The sequence below is a fragment of the Xanthomonas nasturtii genome, from assembly GCF_001660815.1.
GTDB lineage: Bacteria > Pseudomonadota > Gammaproteobacteria > Xanthomonadales > Xanthomonadaceae > Xanthomonas > Xanthomonas nasturtii.
Genome location: NZ_LYMI01000034.1, coordinates 170,188 through 188,665, shown reverse-complemented (window position 1 = coordinate 188,665; position 18,478 = coordinate 170,188). Strand labels below are relative to the sequence as shown.

Below are 18,478 nucleotides of genomic sequence, written 5' to 3'. Positions count from 1 at the left end.
GGGGAGGACGCGCCTGCGTGCGGCAAGTGCTGTACATGGCGGCGCTGGTGGCGGTGCGCTTCAACCCGGCCCTGCGCGAGTTTTACCAGCGGCTACGCACGCAGGGCAAAGCGGGCAAGGTCGCCCTCGTGGCGGCGATGCGCAAATTATTGGTCATCCTCAACGCCAAGATGCGAGATCAACTGGCGGCTAGCGCCGCCAGTTGATCAAGACAGTTGCTCTCCCGACGGGAGAGGGGCTTGGAAGCGCATGACGTTTTGTTGAGTCTCGCTGGGTGCGTTGCTCAAGACTCCAACGCAGCGTTCGATGGCGTTGCCTTCGGCACATCACGCGCACGTCGCACCAGCGCTGCTGCGCCGTTGCTCATGTCATCAAGAATGGCGTAGATCGTCGGCAGGAACAGCAGGCTCACCACGGTCGAAAACGCCAGGCCGCCGGCGATGGCGCGCGCCATCGGGAAGTACGGTGGGCCGTCGCTGAACATGGTGGTACTGGTCAGCGAGATAGGCACCATCGCCAGGATCGCGGTGCCCATGGTCATCATGATCGGCCGCAAGCGCTCGCGTGAGCCTTCCACCAGCGCCTGCGTGCGCCCCATGCCGCGGCGGCGCAGGTTGTTGATGTGCTCGATCATCACGATGCCGTTGTTCACCACCACGCCCATCAACACCAGGATGCCGATGAAGGACATGATCCCGAACGAGGTACCGGTGATCCAGAACAGCCAGAACACACCGAAGATCGAAAACAGCACCCCGCTCATGATCGCCGCCGGGAACAGCAACGACTCGAACACCGCCGCCATCACCACGTAGATCATCACCAGCGCGATCACCAGGTTGAACACCATCTGGCCCATCGCCTCGCCATCGTTCTGGTAATCGCCGCCGTCGAAGGTGTAGCTGTAGCCGGCCGGGAAACTCATCGCCTTGAGCGGTTTTTCCATCGCGGCGCGCGCCTCGGGCACGGTGACTTTTTCGGCGAGATTGGCCTTGATGCTCAACGTGGTCTGCCGATTGGTGCGCCCGATCTGGGTAGCGGCCGGACGGATCTGCACCTCCACCAGGCTCAGCAACGGCACGCTGCGGCCATCCTTGGTGCGCACCGTGAAGCTGGCCAGGTCTTCGGGTTTGCTCTGCTCGGCGCCGGCAAAACGCACCCACACCGGCACCTCGTTGTCGCCGCGTCGGAACTCGCGCAGCGGCGTCCCGCGCAACGCCAACCCGACGAAACTGGCCACTTGCTCGGCACTGAAACCGAAGGCGGCTGCGCGTTCGCGGTCGACGCGAATTGCCAGCTCGCTGGTCCGGTCGCCGGTATCCACATGCACGTCGCGCAGCTCCTTGCGCTGTGCCAGCAGTGGAATCACATCGTCGGCGAGTGCCTTCAACGCATCGGTCGAATCGCCGACCAACTGCACCTGCACGCCTTGATTGCCATTGCCACCATCGCCCTGGTTGCCGATGCTGTAATCGGCACGCGCAGACCGCGGCAGTTCCTTGCGGATTTTTTCCAGCAACGGCGGCAGATCCTTGACCTTGCTCGCATCGAAGGTCACCACCGTATTGCTGCCTTCCACCTCGCTGAACCACGAGTAGATCTGCGTGATGTGGTATTTGGCGCGGTTGGCTTCGAGATAATTTTCGACCCGGCCGATCTCTTCGCCCAACTGCTCGCGCGTGTACGAGCCCTTCCACTGGTGCTGAATGAAGGCCTCGTTGCCACCGTCGCCACCGAACATGTCGATCTTGGTCAGCTTCATCGGCACCAGGCTGATCGCGCTCACCAGAATGATGCCGGCCACGCTCCAGCCGCGATGCGCCAACGTCCACGCCAGTATCTTCGCGTAACGGCGCTGCAGCCGCGCGATCACGCCGCGCTCGGAGGTCACCATCGGTGGTGTCTTCATGCGCGCCGACAACATCGGAATCAGGCTGATCGCCACCAACCACGATGCCAGCAACGACACCGAAATGGTGATCGCAATCTGCGCCATGAAGATGGAGATGTTGTTGGTTTCGCCGAACAGGTTCGGCACGAACACGATGCAGTGGCACAACGTGCCGGCACTGAGCGCGATGGCCACACTACGTGTGCCCAGCAGCGCTGCCAGCTGCGGTTGGCCGGGCATGCGCTCGCGTTCCTGGTAGATGCTTTCCACCACCACCACCGCGTTGTCCACCAGCATGCCCACTGCCAGCAGCAAGCCCATCATGGTCAGGATGTTGAGCGTGACGCCGACGAAATACATGAAACCCAGGGTGATGGCGAAGCAGATCGGGATCGCCAGCGTCACCATCAACGTCGATGGCCAATGCCGCAGGAAGAAAAACAACACCGTGATCGACAACAGCAGACCTACCGCCCCGGCCTCAGCCAGTTCGGCCAGCGACGAGGTCACCGCCTTGCCCTGGTTGTCGATCACCTTGACCTGCACATCGCGCATCGCCGGCTGGGCGCGGATGTCTTCGACCTCTTTCAACGCCGCTTTCGATACCTCCACCAGGTTGGCGCTGCGCTCCTTGTAGACGTCCAGACCGATCGCCGGGCGCCCATCCAGGCGCCGCCCGTAGTTCATGCGTGTCGGCTTGAGCCGCACCTCGGCGATGTCGCCCAGGCGCACGCCTTTGGCATTGAGCACCAGCTCGCGCAGTTCCTGCAGATCGCGCAGTTCGCCGATCGGCTGCACACGGATGCGCTGGCCGTTGTCGTCGATCTGGCCCGCAGACACCGAGAAATTGAGCTTGCTCAACCGCTCGCTCAGGTCGTTGAGGCTGAGGTCGTGCGCGGTGAGCCGGTCCGGGGCGATTGCGATCTCGACCTCGTTCGGCGGCGCGCCGGAAATCTCCACCTTGGCCACGCCGGGGATGCGCTCGATGCGCCGCTTGAACTCGCGGTCGAGCATGTCATACGCGCCAGTCAGATCGGTCTGGCTGGCCAGGCGCACCTTGAGCACCGGCTCGTCGCTGCTGGACCATTTGAAAACATGGAAACGCTGCAGATCCTCCGGAAAATCGTCGCGCACCGCATCCAGCCGCTCGCGCGCATCGGATGCAGCAATGGCGATGTCGCGGTCCCAGTCGGAGAATTCGATGAAGATGTTCGCACCGTCGGCAGTAGCGGTGGAGCGCATGCGCTTGATGCCGGTCATCGTCGCCAACGCTTCTTCGGCCGGACGCACCAGGTTGCGTTCCACCTCATCCGGCGTGGAGCCGGTGTACGGCAATTGCACGAACAGGAATGGCGCAGAAATATCCGGCAGCGCCTCCAACGGCAGCCGGAACGCGGCGATCAAGCCCACCACCACCAGCGACACGAAACACATGATGGTGGTGACCGGCCGGCGGATGCTGAAGGCGGCAACGCTCATAGCGCCTCCAGTCCGTCGGCAGTGCCCGCCGCCTGCGCGCGTTGCCCGGCCATGCGCCGGCCGCGTTCCAGGTAGTACGCATCGGCGCGGCGATCCAGCAGGTCGTACACCACCGGGATCACCAGCAAGGTCAGCAACGTCGAGACCAGCAATCCGCCGATCACGGTGATCGCCATCGGCGCGCGCACTTCAGCGCCTTCGCCCATCGCCACCGCCAGCGGCAGGAACCCGAACAAGGTGCACAAGGTGGTCATGATGATCGGCCGCAAGCGCGAGCGTGCGCCTTCGATCAAGGCCTCGCGCTTGGGCACGCCGTCTTCGCGCAGCTGGTTGACCTTGTCGATCAGGATGATCGCGTTCTTGGTCACCAGCCCCACCAGCAAGATCAAACCGATGAACACCACCACCGAGACCGGCTTGCCGGTCATCAGCAAGGCCAGCACTGCACCCACCATCGCCAGCGGAATGGTGAACAGGATGACGAACGGATGCAGCAGCGATTCGAACTGCGAGGCCATCACCAGATAGACCAGAAAGATCGCCAGCCCGAACGCGAACAGCAGCGACTTGACCGACTGCGCCAGCTCCTCGCCCTGCCCACCGATATGCATGCCCACGCCTGCAGCGAGCGGATCCTTGCGCACCATCGTCTCCACTTCGCGCACCGCACCGCCCAGGTCGATGTCCTTCAGGCTGGCCGACACGATCGCCACACGGGTCTGATCGGCGCGATGGATCTCGCTCGGTCCGGTGGTCGCCAGCACCTCGGCCACTGCCGCCAGGCGCACCGGCCGGCTGCTGCCCGGGTTGACGATCAGCTGGCGGATCGCATCCACGCTGGCGCGGTCGCTGTGCTGCGCACGCACCAGCACGTCGATCTTGCGATCGCGGAAGCTGTAGCGCGTGGCCACATCGCCGCGCACCTTCTTGACGATGACATCGGCGATCTGCCGCGTGGTGAGTCCCAGGGCACCGGCGCGCTCCTGGTCGAAGCGGATCTGGATTTCCGGAAAGCCCTCTTCCACCGTCGATTTGACGTCGGCGTAGTGGCCGTTTGCGCGCAGCATCGCCGCCAACTTTTGCCCGGCGCGTTCCAGCTCGCCCAGATCCTGACCGCGCAGTTCCACTTCCAGCGGCGTGGAAAAACTGAACAACGCCGGGCGTGCGAAATCCACCTGCGCACCCGGGTGGCCGACCATGCTGCTGCGCAGCCGCTGCGTCGCCGCCGCCTCCACCGCCGGGCTACCGCCACCGACCATCACCACGGTGAGCTTGCCGATGTTCTCGCCGCTCTCGGTGGGGTTGGCGTCCAGACGCGTGCCGCTGCCGCTGACGCCATACAGCGAGGCGATGCCCGGGTCCTTGTCGTGCGCCAGCTGCAGCTCGCGCACCAGCGTATCGGTCTGCGCCAGCGGCGTGCCCGAGGGCAGCTTGACCGTCATTTCGAAGCGATCCTGCGCCAGCTGCGGAATCAGATCCGCACCCAGCATCGGCACCAGAAACAGCGTGCCGATAAACGCGGCCGCTGCCAGACCCAGCACCAGGCCAGGACGCCTCAAGGCCGCCGGCAACATCGCCAGATAACCACGCTCGGCACGCCCATACGGCGCCATCGCCAGGTCGCTGGCCTTGCGCATCACCGGCCCCACCACCCGCGCAATGCCACGCCACAGTTTGACCACCGCCCACGCCGCGCCGAAGAACGCGTAACGCACGCTTGCCCCCGCGCCGCGCCGCCCGGCGGCCACCGGCTTGAGCCAGCGTTGCTCCGGCTGCCACTGCGGGTGGCTCGGCTCCTCCGGGAACGCCATCGGTGGCGCGCCCTTGAGCGAACTCAGCATCGGGATCAACGTCATCGACACCACCAGCGAGATCGCGATCGCAATCGCCACCGTCAACGCCTGGTCACGGAACAACTGCCCGGCAATGCCTTCCACGAACACCAGCGGCAGGAACACCGCAATGGTGGTCAGCGTGGAGGCCATCACCGCCATGCTGACTTCGCGGGTACCGGCGATGGCCGCGTCCAGCACGCTCAAGCCGCGTTCGCGCGCCTTGGCAATGCTCTCCAGCACCACGATCGAGTCGTCCACCACCAGGCCGGTAGCCAACGCCAGCCCGCCCAGCGACATCACGTTGAGGCTCAGTCCCAACTGGCCCATGAAGAAAAACGTGGTGATGATCGACACCGGCAACGACAGGCTGATCACGAAGGTGCTCCAGCCATCGCGCAGGAACAGGAAGATGATCAGGATCGCCAGCACGCCGCCGATCACCGCATCTTTTTTGACATCGCTGATCGCGTGTTCGATGAAGTGCGACTGGTCTTCGATGGTGGTGATCTCCACATCGCCCGGCACCGTCGCCTTGAGTTGCTCCAGGCGCTTGCGCAGCGCGGCGGCGGTGGACACGGTATTGGCGTCGCCTTCCTTGTAGATCGCCAGCTCCACCGCTTCCTTGCCGCCCAGGCGGATGATCGCCTCGCGCTCCTTGTAGCCCTGTCGCACCTGCGCCACGTCCTTGAGCCGCACCGGCATGCCGCCGGCAATGCTGCTGCTGGACGCCGACGAGGTGCTCTGCACTTCGGCTGCAGCTGCAAGCGCGGCCTGCGAGCCGGTGGACGCTGCAATGGCATACATTTGCTGCATCGCCGCTTCGGCTGCGCTGCCGCTGCTGCTCTGCGTGGTCACCAGCATGTTGCGGATCTCGTCCAGATCCACGAACTGGTTGACCGTGCGCACCAGATAACGTTGCGAGCCTTCTTCCAGCCGGCCGCCGGAGATATTGACGTTCTCCTCCTTGAGCCGGGTGATCACGTTGTCGATCGGCAGGTTGAGCTGTGCGAGTTTTTGCTGATCGATATCGACCTGGATCTCGTCTTCCAGCCCGCCACCGACCTTGACCGCGGCCACGCCCGCCACGGGTTCAAGTTTCTTCTTCAGATCTTCATCGGCGTAACGACGCAGCCCGGTGAGCTGGCGGATCGCATCGGCGTCCGAGGCCGGCGCCTGTTTGGGCGACAACGCCAGCCGCATGATCGGCTCGGTGGAAGGATTGAAGCGCAGCAACACCGGCGGCTTGGTTTCCAGCGGCAGCGACAAGGCTTCCATCTTGTCGCGCACTTCCAGGCTGGCCTGGTCCATGTTGGTGCCCCAGGCGAATTCCAGCACCACGTCGCTCTGCCCGGTGCGCGAGATCGACTTGAGCTTGCGCAGGTTCTTGACCACACCGACGGCTTCTTCCACCGGCTCGGTCACCAGCGTTTCGATTTCCGCCGGCGCCGCACCGGTATATTCGCTGCGCACGGTGAGCGTTGGATAGCTCAGGTCCGGCAGCAGATTGACCTTGAGGCTGCGCAGTGCGATCAGGCCGAACAACAGCATGGTCACGGTGATCATCGCGATGGTCACCCGCCGTCGTGTGGCGAAGACCACCAGCCCGCCACCGCCGGGCAATGGCGCATGCGGGTCGTGCACGGGTCCGTGCGGGTTGCCGTGATCGCTCATGAGCGCTTCCCGTCGCTGCCGGTTGCCGGCGCCGCAGCCGCCACCGGCTTGCGGTCGGGCTGGCCGATGACCTGCACCGCAGTGCCATCGCGCAGCGCCACCTTGCCGGCGGTCACCACCTGGTCGCCTTCCTTCAGCCCTTGCCGCACTTCCAGCCACGGGCCTTCGGCATAGCCGAGTTTCACCGGCACCCGGCTGGCCTTGCCGTTACGCACCACGAACACTGCCGGCTCGCCATCGTCCAGCAGCGCCAGGCGCGGGATCACCAACGCGTCCTTGCGCTGGTCGTAGTCGATACGGATGCGCCCGAACATGCCCGGCTGCAGCGCTTCGGCGCCCTGGCCGAACGCACAGATCACCCGGAAGGTACCGCTGCCCGAATCCACCACCGGCGCAATGCGGTCGACCTTGCCGATGAACTGCTGACCGGGCAAGGCATCGGCCAGCAAGGTCACCGGCTGACCGGATTTGAGTGTGGCCAGTTCGCGCTCGGGCACATTGAGCGTGGCTTCCAGCTGCGCATCGTCGACGATGCGAAAGATCGGCGTGTTGATCTGCACGAAGTTGCCGGTCTTGATCGAACGCGATGCGATCACGCCGGAAATCGGCGCCTGCACCGTGGTGTACGAAAGTTCCAGCGACGCAAGCCGATGCTGCGCACGGCTGTTCTCGACATCGAACTTGAGCTGGTCCACATCCGCTGCGCTCACCAGTTGCTGGCCGACCAATTGCGTGGCGCGGCGATAGCTGTTTTCCAGCTTGCGCAGTTGCGCCTCGCTCTGTGCCACCGCCAGATGCGCGCGATCGGGATCCAGCCGCACCAGTGCCTGGCCTGCCGAGACTTTTTGACCTTCTTCCACCATCACCGACAGCGCAACGCCCGAGGTCTTGGCCACCACCTGCGCTTCGGCGCGCGGCTCCAGCGCTGCGGTGCCGGTGTAACTGGCGGCCACCGCGCGGCGCGCCGCCTTGGCGATTTCCACCGGCACCGCATCCACCGCCTTCTTTTCTTCGGCGGCCGTGGCCTCGCCATCTCCTGCCTTGCAACCGCCCAGCAGCAGGCTCGTGGTGATCAACAATGCGGCGGCGCAGGTTCCGCTGCAGCCCGGCAAAAAGGAGAGTGGCGACATCGTTGTGTCCTAGTGGATGCGTGAACAGGTGTTGTAGGCAAGTAGACCACCTAGAAAGGCATGGGGCCAATGCGCCAAAGGTCATGGTCCGTTCAAGTTCGCCTATTCACCCCGTTTGCGCCGCGCCAAATCGCAGGCATACTCGTTCCGGTCCCGTCACGCCCCCACGTGCGGACGCTCAATCAGTCTCCCGGATACGAAACCATGCGCCCGCAGCCGCTCGCCGCTTGTCTCGCTCTGGTCGTCTTCCTGCCGTTTGGGGGCGCATCAGCAACACCGTCAGTCACGCCAGCAGTCCCGGCCACTCCTACGCCTGCGGGCGCCGCACCTGCTGCCACAGCACCGGCAGCACCGACTGGTAATCCCTCCAATGGCCGCTTGCTGGCGTATACCTGCCAGGGCTGCCACGGCGTGACCGGCTACAAGAACGCCTATCCCAGTTACCGCGTGCCCAAGATCGGCGGCCAGTCCAGTCAGTACCTGACCCAGGCGCTGACCGAATACCGCCAGGGCAAGCGTAAACACCCCACCATGCAGGCGCAGGCGCAGAGTTTCTCCGAGCAGGACATCGCCGACATCTCCGCCTTCCTGTCCACCCTCAAGTAAGCGCCCACATGCCGAACGCCCTGCACGCTCCGCGTCTAGCCATCGCCCTGGTCGCTGCCCTGATGATGGCGGCCTGTTCCCAATCCCAGGTCGAGTCCACCGATCACTCCGCTGGCGATGCCGGGCATGCGAGCGGCGAACACGGCTCCGGCTCTTCTGCCGGGCTGCCCACCGGTCGCGCCGACGCCGGCGACAAGCTCGCGCACGCCAAAGGCAAGGCCACCGGCCAGAGCTGCGTGGATTGCCATGGCGCCGACGGCAATGCGCCGATCGATCCCAGCTACCCGAAACTGGGCGGCCAGTACGGCGACTACCTGGCGCATGCACTGCAGGCGTACCGCAGCGGCGATCGTCAGCACCCGCTGATGACCGCGCAGGCCACTGCGCTAAGCGACCAGGACATTGCCGACCTGGCGGCATACTTCGGTGCACGGCAGACGCAGTTGCGCGATCTGCATGGTGTCAATTGAGCCGCCGGCACACACCGCGCCGGTCTAATTCGGAATGAAAAAGCGCTTGCGCGAACATTAATAGGCCGCTATGATTTCGTTCTCAGTTTCGTGGGGCCATAGCTCAGCTGGGAGAGCGCCTGCATGGCATGCAGGAGGTCGGCGGTTCGATCCCGCCTGGCTCCACCACTTCAGACACTAGGCCGTCTGAATTGACAACTCGGGTTTTGATCTGCGTCCCCATCGTCTAGAGGCCTAGGACACCACCCTTTCACGGTGGACACCGGGGTTCGAATCCCCGTGGGGACGCCAATCATCTGAAAGCCCTGGCGTCGCCGGGGCTTTTTTTTGCCTGTTTTCAGGCCGAAATCGACTGTGTCGAATGTACGGGGGTCAGACTTCCTGGCCGCCTGGCGTGACGCGTTTTGCAACCACCTCAACATCTCTTTGCGAATCCCTGAGCTGACATTGGCTCGCGTACGCAGACGCGGCGCCGGAGTTGCTGGTGCCAGCCACGCGCCATGAGCGCGATGCGCTTTGCAGGGTCATGCACGCTCGCGGCCTACCAAGCTTTTCGACGCGAGAAGCCTCATTGGTAATGCCATCGCGGCTACTGGCGTGCGGCCGCCGATCACACATCGGTTGCACTCTGTAAGCACGACGCGTGCGACGACCGTGCTGCACGAACACGCCGATTGGAGAGCTCGCAAAACGCGACGCACTCACGGACCAACGTGCCGCAAACGTAGCGGCAACCTGATGGACCGATGCAGGCGCTCGACATCGAGCAGACATCGATGCACGCAGGCAATCGACGGTGAAGCATTCGATGCATCTAGCCGGTCGCCGCCGGATGCAAGTTGTAGCCGGCGCGCATAGGCCTACGGTTGACCGATGCGCTCCAGACGCGCCGCATGACGGTTTGCCCACGGATAAATCGCCGCGCACAACTTTTTCGCGCAGACCACTTCCCATGACCGGAAGATGTCGCTATGATTACCGGCTCGCAGCAACGCGGGGCCATAGCTCAGCTGGGAGAGCGCCTGCATGGCATGCAGGAGGTCGGCGGTTCGATCCCGCCTGGCTCCACCACTTCAGACATTAGGCCGTCTGAAATGGTCAACGAGGTTTTGAGACGCGTCCCCATCGTCTAGAGGCCTAGGACACCACCCTTTCACGGTGGACACCGGGGTTCGAATCCCCGTGGGGACGCCAATCATCTGAAAGCCCCGGCACTGCCGGGGCTTTTTTTTTGCCTGCGCTTCAGCCTTGGATGCGTTATGTGGCGATTGCATGCTGGAGTCGCACGCGTGCAACAAGCGCTGTATCGAAGGCACCGTTGGCTCGCATTGCACTGCCAACCAGGCAGCACTCTGGCGTCGCCCGCGCGCAGGCAGTAAGCGACATGACGCACAAGCGGCGGCGCAGTCAATGCCCTCCGCTCACAGCCAAGACCTACCCGATTCGCGCAGCCGCGCCTTGGCGCGCGCCGCGCGCAATCTCAGGCTTGTCCGCTATCCAGCGCCTTGCGGCCTTCATGCGTCAGGTCGATGTCGCCATCTTCGGCCTGCGTTGCGTAGCCGGCACGGACAGCCCAATTGCCTTCTTCGTCCGCCACCGGCTTGGTGTCGTGGATGTCGCGCAGGATGCGCAGCTGCTGCGAAGAATCGAAATCCATGGTGGCCACCTGCTGAAAAGAGAACTCCAAGGTACGCACGCGACGTGATGGTTGCGTGCCTGCAACGTCATCCGTTGCCTGCGCACTGCGTGGCGTCCGCGTAAAGAGCCATCCGCGTAACTGCATGTCGATAGAGAAAGCTGAGCACGCATGCATTCGCTCCATGCAGACGGGTTTCGCGGAGCGATCCAATCTTGACGCAAGCGCGCAAGGCACTCACCGCAGACCAGCGCCCTGCCCTGACCACTGCCAAACGGCAACCGCTCACGGATGTACTGCGACCGTGCATCGCGACGGTGCCAACCGAGACCCAGCTTCTTCCTGCCAAAGCGATACACAGCAAAAAGCCCCACCGGATGTCTCCAGAAGGGCTTTCGCTGGTACTGCAACAACTTGGTGCCGAAGGTGGGACTCGAACCCACACGCTTTTAAGGGCGGCGGATTTTGAGTCCGCTGCGTCTACCGATTCCGCCACTTCGGCGTGGCCGCGCAGTATAGCGACTTGTTGTTGAAACGAACAGTGTCAGTAAGCGCCTGACGAATTCAGGTACAAGCGGGGTCGGCAGCGCTGCGTCCGGACAGTCCCGATATACTGGCCGACTTGGTGAAGGAGTAAGCAATGTCGGTGTTGCGTGGAGTTCGGGTACTCGTGGTCGAAAACGATGACATGAATGCCATGCTGCTCGACTTGCAGCTTGTCCAGGCGGGTGCGGCCGTCGTGGGCCCGGTCGGCGAAGTGCAGGACGCCCTGCAGTTGATCAACGCCGACGCACCGGATATTGCAGTACTGGACTACCGCCTGGGCAATGGCGAAACCAGCGAACCGGTTGCGCGCCTGTTGTCGGAACGCGGCATTCCGTTTGTGCTGGCCACCGGCGTCGCCAGTGGCAGCATCCCCAGCGGTTTCGAACGCGGTGTGATCCTGACCAAGCCCTACCTGTCCGAAGAACTGGTCGGTGCATTGTCCAGGGCGCGACAGTTGAGCGGCGCCGCCAGCTAGGCACACGTCACCTGTTCAGTGGCCGCCCACTGATGCGGCGGCTCGCCGAGCCGACATGTCCGTTCTCTCGTCGCGACTCTGTCGCCGGCTCTCGACCCACAGCGATCGCCTGCGCGGGCAGCCTGTTGGCTGAATCGCCAGTCACTCGAGGCCGCCGTTGCCTGCACGGTGCTACTAGAATCGACTATCGAACAATGACGGTCGGGGCGCTGGATGGATATCGCCGTGTCGCCGCTGGCCGGTTTGTTACCGGAGACGAGCGAAACTGCAGCTTTACTGCTCGCGTGCGCGCATGCGGACGCACTGCTGCGCCAGAGCACCGCACTGCGCACCACACTGTCGGTTTGCCTGCATGCGCAGGCCCCCATGCTGCTGGTGTGGGGTAGCGAGGCTCGCTGCGTTTACAACGACGCCTGCATTGCGCTGCTGGGGCAGCGTCACCCGGCCGCCTTCGGGCAGCCGCTGGCAGCCTTGACCGATGCGTCCACGGGCAATGGAACGCCTGCCGACAGCGCGGCGCTGGACCTGACGACCTGGTCGTCCAGCCCGGTGCTGCAGGATGGCGAACGGTTGGGCGCGTTGTATGTGGCCACTGCGGCGTCAATCTGCGATGTCAGTGAGCAACGCCGTCACGCAGGTCGCGACAGTTTCCTGTTGATGCTGGAAGACGAACTGCAGCATGTTTCCGATCCGCGGCAAATCATCGACGCCAGCGTGCGACTGCTCGGCGAGCACCTGCGCGCCAACCGCTGCGCGTTCGGCCTGGTCGCTGCCGATGGCAGCACCATGCATGTGATCAGCGACCATGTACAGGACATGCCGAGCCTGCAAGGCGATTTCCCGCTGGAAGCGGCGCAGGGCCTGCGCGACGCGCTGCTGGAAAACCGGCCCTGGTTCACTTCCGACGCGATGGCGCCGGGTGCGCCGGACTATGTGGCCGAGCAGTATCGCCGCTCCGGCTTGCGTGCCTCGCTGGCCATTCCGTTGCACAAGCACGGCCGCCTGGTGGCAGCGATCGGCGTGCATCAGCGTGCACCACGGCGTTGGCTGTCTACCGAGATCGAACTGGTGCGGTTGGTGGCGGCGCGTTGCTGGGAGTCGATGCAACGCGCCAAGGCACAGCAGCAACTGGCAGCCAACGAAGCGCGCCTGCGTCGCCTTGCCAATACGCTGCCGCAGATCATCTTCATTGCCGATCCGGACGGACGGCCGCACTACTTCAACCAGCGCTGGTACGAGTACACCGGTCTGGATCCTTCCAACAACGAAGACGCCGCCTGGCACCGGGCGCACACCGCCGATGGGCTGCGCCTGTCCGCGCAGGCGTGGGCACTGGCATTGAATGGCGAGCGTGCGTTCGAAGTGGAATGCGAGCTGCTGCGTCACGACAGCCAGTCGCGCTGGCACCTGGCGCGCGCGCTGCCGGTGCGTGGTGACGACGGCAGCATCAGCGAGTGGATCGGCACCTACACCGATATCCACGACCGGCGCACGTTCGAGCAGCAGTTGCGCGAGAGTGAGGCGCGCTTCCGTGCGCTCTGCGAAACGGTGCCGGCGATGATCTGGATGGCCGATGCGCAGGGCGATTGCGTGTACTGGAATCCGCGTTGGTACCACTTCACCGGCCAGGGCGAAGACCAGGCCCTGGATCAGGGCTGGTGGGATGTGATGCATCCCGACGATGCAGCACGCGTCCGGCAGGCCTTCGAACAGGCGCTCAATCAACGCGGCGAATTTCTTGCCGAATACCGTGTGCGCCGGCACGACGGGCAGTATCGCTGGTGCATCGACACCGCGTCGCCACACTTCGCCAGCGACGGCCGTTTTCTGGGACACATCGGCTCGCTCACCGACATCTCCGAACGCAAGCACATCGAAGATGCCACTGCCTCCGACCGCGCGATCCTGAGCCTGATCACCACCGGTGCGCCGCTGCCGGTGGTGCTGGATGCGATTGCATTGAGCGTGGAGGCGCGCGGGGAAATCCCGTTGTGCTGCTCGGTGATGGTGCGCGATGAGGTCCGTCATACCTTGAGCTTCGGCTCGGCCCCGCACTTTCCGAACGGATACCGCGGGCATTTCGAGCCATCGCCGATCGGACTCGACGGCCCGCCGTGCGCGCGCTCGGCGCATCTTGGCCGCCAGGTGATCTGTGCGGATATCCAGGCCGATGCGAGTTTCAGCAGCCACCACGCGATTTCGGCGGCGATGGGCATTGCGGCGTGCTGCGTCACCCCGATCCTGGCCAGCAATGGGCAGGTGCTTGGCACGCTCAACATCTACTACGACCGCCCTCACCTGCCATCGTTACGCGAACAGGCAATGGCGCGCTCGGCCTCGCATCTGGCCGGCATCGTGATCGAGCGCACCCGCGTGGATGCCAAGCTCAAGTTGTCGTTACAGGCAGAAACTGCCGCCCGCGCGCAAGCCGAGCATGCCAGCCGGGTCAAGGACGAATTCCTGGCAACGCTGAGCCACGAATTGCGCACGCCGCTCAACGCGATTCTGGGTTGGTCGCGGTTGATGCAATCGGACGTGGCCGAACCGGCCAATCTGGGCCGAGGCCTGGTGATCATCGAACGCAGTGCGCGCGCGCAAACGCAGATCATCGACGACCTGCTGGACATGAGCGCGATCCTGTCGGGCAAGATCCGGCTGCAAGCCGAGCATTTCGACATCGCCGGCTTGGTGCGCAGCACGCTGGAACTGATGCAACCGACCGCGTTGGCGCGCGAGATTGCGCTGGAGCTGGACGCGCCGTGCGACGGCGAGTTGTGGTTCTTCGGCGATGCCGGGCGACTGCAACAGGTGCTGACCAACCTGCTCAGCAATGCGCTCAAGTTCACTGCCGCCGGCGGGACGGTGCGCGTTGCGATGGATATCGAAGACGAGCGTTTGCGCCTGTGCGTCCAGGACACCGGCATCGGCATCGCGGCCGATTTCCTGCCGCATGTCTTCGACCGTTTCCGGCAGGCCGATGCCGGCACCACCCGCCGTGTCGGCGGCCTGGGGTTGGGCTTGTCGATCTCGCGTCAGTTGGTGGACCTGCATGGCGGCAGCCTGGGTGCGTCCAGCGCAGGCGAAGGCCAGGGTGCGACGTTCACCATCGTGTTGCCGTTCCAGCACGGGGTCAGCGAGCTGCGTCCTTCATCGGCAGACACCGCGCACGTGGGGCTGTTGCCGGACAATTGCCATGGCCGCCTGGATGGCGTGCGCCTGTTGCTGGTCGACGACGATCAGGATTCACGCGAAGCGGTGATGCATTTCCTGACGCTCGCCGGGGCAAAGGTGCAGGCTGCCGGGTCGGTGGACGCGGCCGAGCAGTGTCTGGCGGATGCGCACTTCGATGTATTGGTTAGTGACATCGCCATGCCATCGCGCGATGGCTATGACTTGATTCGCACCGTACGTTCGGGCCGCGCCGATCTGCCGCGGCATATTCCCGCCATCGCACTCACCGCCTATGTCCGCGAAGAAGACCGCGACCGCGCGGTGGTGGCCGGGTTCGATGCGCACATGGGCAAACCGGTGGAACCACCCGGCCTGGTCGATCTGATCGAACGCTTGATCCTGCCGACGCGCACGCCACGGACTACGGTGGAATAGCGCTGGCGCGTGGCTTGGCGGATAACTTCGCCACTGATCTGCGCACCGACGATGTCTGGCTGCATCGGGAGCGTGTCTCGGCTTGCCGGTTGCTCGTTGAAAACCATGCACGCCGACCACCTCGATTGGTGCTTGCGCGCCCACCGTCGCGGGACCTTGAGCGGCATGGATGCCACGCCAGAGCTACAAGGACGTACTTGCAGCGTGTCCCGCGATGGTGGGCGCGCAAGGGCCCTGCAGCAAACGCAAAGACGTCGAGTGCGCGGTGCCCTCACCGCTCGCGGGACACGCCGTTAACCCGTCCATGGGGGCTCGATGGCGGCATCCATGCCGCCAACGGTCCCGCAATCGGCAAGGACACCGCACCTGACAGTTTGCCGGTGGTTTTATTGATGAACTGAGGACGCCGCGCTACTAGGTTGCCGGTTGCCTGTCGCTTGTTGAAAACCTTGCGCACCGACCATCACAACTGGTCCTTGCCCGCTCACCGTCGCGGGACCTTGAGCGGCATGGATGCCGCGCCAGAGCCTCCAGGGACGGATTCACGGCGTGTCCCGCGATGGTGGGCGGGCAAGGGCCCTGCGGAAACTCGCAGATCATCCCAGGACGCTGGCCGACATGCGCAATCAAACAATCCGGCCAGAGTTACTCGCCAGGCGCGCCGTCACAAGCGGCCGTCAACGACATCGCACTCAAGCCACAGACACTCCCAGCGCGAAGATCTATCCAACCGACCCAGCCACACCGACCAATCCAACAACGTCACTCAACTACGCTTGGCACGCGCGAACGCTGCGGCCAATGCGTTGTCGGCCGGCGGTGCGGCGATCCGCGGCTTGGCGTTTGCTTGCGCCGGAGCACGCCCGCCACCGTCGCGCCGGCCCTGGCCCATACCGCCGTTGCCGCGGGCCTCGCGCGGCTGCGCTGAGCCATCGGCCGGTGGCGGCGTGTCGGACAGGCGGCAGGTCAGCGCGATGCGTTTGCGCGCCACGTCCACTTCCAGCACCTTGACCTTGACGATGTCGCCGGCCTTGACCACATCGCGCGGATCCTTGACGAAGGTCTCCGACAACGCCGAGATGTGCACCAGGCCATCCTGATGCACGCCGATATCGACGAACGCACCGAACGCGGCCACATTACTGACCACACCCTCGAGCACCATGCCTGGCTTGAGGTGCTTGATGTCTTCGATGCCTTCGGCGAACTGCGCTGCCTTGAACTCGGGACGCGGATCGCGGCCGGGTTTTTCCAGTTCCTTGAGGATGTCGCGCACGGTCGGCACGCCAAATTGGTCGTCGGTGAACAACTCCGGTTTCAGGCCACGCAGAAAACTGCCGTCGCCCAGCAATGCCTTGATCGGCTTGCCAGTGCTACCGACAATGCGCTCGACCACCGGATACGCTTCCGGATGCACCGCCGACACGTCCAGCGGCTCGTCGCCATCGGCGATACGCAGAAAGCCGGCGCATTGTTCGAAGGTTTTGTCGCCCAGCCGCGGCACCTTGAGCAAGTCCTTGCGACGCTTGAACGGACCATTGTCGTCGCGGTGACGCACGATGTTTTCCGCAACCGTGCTCGACAGCCCGGACACGCGCGACAGCAACGCCGCCGATGCGGTATTGACGTACACACCCACTGCATTAACGCAGTCCTCAACGCGCGCTTCCAGCGCTTTGGCCAGGCGGTATTGATCCACATCGTGCTGGTACTGGCCCACGCCGATCGCCTTGGGCTCGATCTTCACCAACTCGGCCAGCGGATCTTGCAGGCGCCGCGCGATCGACACTGCACCGCGTAGCGACACGTCCAGATTCGGGAATTCCTTGGCCGCAAATTCGGATGCCGAATACACCGACGCGCCCGCCTCGCTCACCACCACCTTCTGCAGCTTGGTCGCGCCGCACAGCGCAATCGCCTCGCCGGCCAGTTTGTCGGTCTCGCGGCTGGCAGTGCCATTGCCGATCGCGATCAGCTCCACGTTGTGCTGCATGCACAATTTCTTGATCGTCTGCAGCGACTGCTCCCACTGCCGCTTGGGCTCGTGCGGATAGATCGTCTCGGTGGCCACCAGCTTGCCGGTGGCATCGACCACGGCGATCTTGCAACCGGTACGGATGCCAGGATCCAGCCCGAGCACCACACGCGGGCCGGCCGGCGCGGCCAGCATCAGGTCCTTGAGGTTGTCGCCGAATACCGCAATCGCCTCGGCCTCTGCCTTTTCGCGCGCCTGGTTGAACAGGTCCAGCAACAGATGCATGTGCAGTTTGGCGCGCCAGGTCAGCCGGCAGGCATCGAGCAACCAGCGGTCGGCCGGGCGGCCTTCGTTGGAAATGCCGGCATTGCGCGCGACGCGACCTTCGGCGTACTGATGCCCGGCTTCGGCATCGCTGCCCGGGTCCAGGTCCAGGTACAGAATTTCCTCGCGGCGTGCGCGAAACAGCGCCAGCAGACGGTGCGACGGAATCTTCGCCAGCGTTTCGGCGTGATCGAAGTAGTCGCGGTACTTGGCACCGGCCTCTTCCTTGCCCTCGGCAACGCGCGCGCGAATCACCCCGGTGTCGTTCAACCAGCCGCGCAGCTCGCCGACCAGCGCCGCATCTTCGCCCCAGCGCTCCATCAGGATGGCGCGCGCGCCTTCCAGCGCTGCCTTGATGTCGGCAACGCCCTTCTCTGCATCGATAAACGCCGCAGCAGCGATCTCCGGGGCCTGGCTAGGGTCGGCCAGCAAACCGTCGGCGAGCGGCTCCAACCCGGCCTCGCGCGCGATCTGCGCGCGGGTGCGCCGCTTGGGCTTGTACGGCAGGTACAGATCTTCCAGCCGCGACTTGGTGTCGGCCGCCACGATTTCGTCGCGCAGTTCGTCGCTGAGCTTGCCCTGCTCGCCAATGCTGGACAGGATCGCCGCGCGGCGTTCTTCCAGCTCGCGCAGGTAAGTCAGGCGCGTTTCCAGGTTACGCAGCTGTGTGTCGTCCAGGCCGCCGGTGACTTCCTTGCGGTAGCGCGCAATGAACGGGACGCTGGCGCCTTCGTCGAGAAGGGCAATGGCGGCGCGCGCCTGGGCGGGTTGGGCACCGATCTCGTCGGCGATGGTGCGAGCAATCTGCTGGGCAAGCTGGCTATCGTGCATGAC

10 protein-coding genes, 5 tRNA genes and 1 pseudogene are annotated in these 18,478 nt (G+C 64.3%); 9 read left to right on the top strand and 7 right to left on the bottom strand.

Annotated features, from left to right (window positions below; translation table 11 throughout):
- Positions 1-206, top strand: a 206-nt coding sequence (locus A7D16_RS13775; RefSeq protein WP_153043120.1) for a transposase, incomplete at its 5' end; no start/stop codon positions are given.
- A gap of 77 nt (positions 207-283) precedes the next feature.
- Here A7D16_RS13775 and A7D16_RS13770 read toward each other — a convergent pair.
- Genes A7D16_RS13770 through A7D16_RS13760 form a run of 3 tightly spaced genes read right to left on the bottom strand, consistent with a single transcriptional unit; the run spans position 284 to position 8,006 of the window.
- On the bottom strand, positions 284-3,370 hold the full coding sequence (locus A7D16_RS13770) for an efflux RND transporter permease subunit (RefSeq protein WP_064633612.1): 3,087 nt from the start codon (positions 3,368-3,370) through the stop codon (positions 284-286).
- Positions 3,367-6,876, bottom strand: a complete 3,510-nt coding sequence (locus A7D16_RS13765) for an efflux RND transporter permease subunit (protein ID WP_064633610.1) — start codon at positions 6,874-6,876, stop codon at positions 3,367-3,369. The genes A7D16_RS13770 and A7D16_RS13765 overlap by 4 nt, the downstream gene beginning before the upstream one ends.
- Positions 6,873-8,006, bottom strand: a complete 1,134-nt coding sequence (locus tag A7D16_RS13760; protein ID WP_064633608.1) for an efflux RND transporter periplasmic adaptor subunit — start codon at positions 8,004-8,006, stop codon at positions 6,873-6,875. The genes A7D16_RS13765 and A7D16_RS13760 overlap by 4 nt, the downstream gene beginning before the upstream one ends.
- Before the next feature lie 204 nt (positions 8,007-8,210).
- On the opposite strand from A7D16_RS13760, the gene A7D16_RS13755 reads away from it, so the two are divergent.
- From A7D16_RS13755 to A7D16_RS13730, 6 genes are all read left to right on the top strand, one after another.
- On the top strand, positions 8,211-8,612 hold the full coding sequence (locus tag A7D16_RS13755) for a c-type cytochrome (RefSeq protein ID WP_064633606.1): 402 nt from the start codon (positions 8,211-8,213) through the stop codon (positions 8,610-8,612).
- Between the two features lie 8 nt (positions 8,613-8,620).
- Complete coding sequence (locus A7D16_RS13750) at positions 8,621-9,082, top strand: c-type cytochrome (RefSeq protein ID WP_064633603.1); 462 nt, start codon at positions 8,621-8,623, stop codon at positions 9,080-9,082.
- A gap of 92 nt (positions 9,083-9,174) precedes the next feature.
- Positions 9,175-9,250: transfer RNA gene (locus tag A7D16_RS13745), tRNA-Ala, on the top strand.
- A gap of 47 nt (positions 9,251-9,297) precedes the next feature.
- Positions 9,298-9,373, top strand: a tRNA-Glu gene (locus A7D16_RS13740).
- A gap of 704 nt (positions 9,374-10,077) precedes the next feature.
- Positions 10,078-10,153 (top strand) — tRNA-Ala (locus A7D16_RS13735).
- A 47-nt stretch (positions 10,154-10,200) separates the two neighbouring features.
- A tRNA-Glu gene (locus A7D16_RS13730) sits at positions 10,201-10,276 on the top strand.
- 286 nt (positions 10,277-10,562) lie between these two features.
- On the opposite strand, the gene A7D16_RS23755 is transcribed toward A7D16_RS13730, so the two are convergent.
- Entirely contained in the window at positions 10,563-10,739 is a 177-nt protein-coding gene (locus A7D16_RS23755; RefSeq protein WP_064633628.1) for a hypothetical protein, read from the bottom strand.
- A 394-nt stretch (positions 10,740-11,133) separates the two neighbouring features.
- Positions 11,134-11,220: transfer RNA gene (locus A7D16_RS13720), tRNA-Leu, on the bottom strand.
- Positions 11,221-11,358: 138 nt separating this feature from the next.
- Here A7D16_RS13720 and A7D16_RS13715 point away from each other — a divergent pair.
- Both A7D16_RS13715 and A7D16_RS13710 read left to right on the top strand, forming a co-directional pair.
- Positions 11,359-11,739, top strand: coding sequence for a response regulator (locus A7D16_RS13715; RefSeq protein WP_064633601.1), 381 nt, complete (start codon positions 11,359-11,361; stop codon positions 11,737-11,739).
- A gap of 213 nt (positions 11,740-11,952) precedes the next feature.
- Positions 11,953-15,345 (top strand): PAS domain S-box protein, encoded by a 3,393-nt coding sequence (locus tag A7D16_RS13710; protein WP_064633599.1) that lies wholly within the window; start codon positions 11,953-11,955, stop codon positions 15,343-15,345.
- A gap of 271 nt (positions 15,346-15,616) precedes the next feature.
- Here the strand turns inward: A7D16_RS13710 and A7D16_RS24335 are convergent.
- Positions 15,617-15,887: pseudogene (locus A7D16_RS24335) on the bottom strand (hypothetical protein).
- A 224-nt stretch (positions 15,888-16,111) separates the two neighbouring features.
- On the bottom strand, positions 16,112-18,475 hold the full coding sequence (locus A7D16_RS13705) for a Tex family protein (protein ID WP_064633597.1): 2,364 nt from the start codon (positions 18,473-18,475) through the stop codon (positions 16,112-16,114).
- Between the last annotated feature and the right edge of the window lie 3 nt (positions 18,476-18,478).

Bases quoted from the DNA above. Each gene is read 5' to 3' on its own strand.
- A7D16_RS13715 (WP_064633601.1), top strand. From the start codon at position 11,359: ATGTCGGTGTTGCGTGGAGTTCGGGTACTCGTGGTCGAAAACGATGAC.
- A7D16_RS13705 (WP_064633597.1), bottom strand. From the start codon at position 18,475: ATGCACGATAGCCAGCTTGCCCAGCAGATTGCTCGCACCATCGCCGAC.
- A7D16_RS13765 (WP_064633610.1), bottom strand. From the start codon at position 6,876: ATGAGCGATCACGGCAACCCGCACGGACCCGTGCACGACCCGCATGCG.
- A7D16_RS13755 (WP_064633606.1), top strand. From the start codon at position 8,211: ATGCGCCCGCAGCCGCTCGCCGCTTGTCTCGCTCTGGTCGTCTTCCTG.
- A7D16_RS13770 (WP_064633612.1), bottom strand. From the start codon at position 3,370: ATGAGCGTTGCCGCCTTCAGCATCCGCCGGCCGGTCACCACCATCATG.
- A7D16_RS13760 (WP_064633608.1), bottom strand. From the start codon at position 8,006: ATGTCGCCACTCTCCTTTTTGCCGGGCTGCAGCGGAACCTGCGCCGCC.
- A7D16_RS13750 (WP_064633603.1), top strand. From the start codon at position 8,621: ATGCCGAACGCCCTGCACGCTCCGCGTCTAGCCATCGCCCTGGTCGCT.
- A7D16_RS13710 (WP_064633599.1), top strand. From the start codon at position 11,953: ATGGATATCGCCGTGTCGCCGCTGGCCGGTTTGTTACCGGAGACGAGC.
- A7D16_RS23755 (WP_064633628.1), bottom strand. From the start codon at position 10,739: ATGGATTTCGATTCTTCGCAGCAGCTGCGCATCCTGCGCGACATCCAC.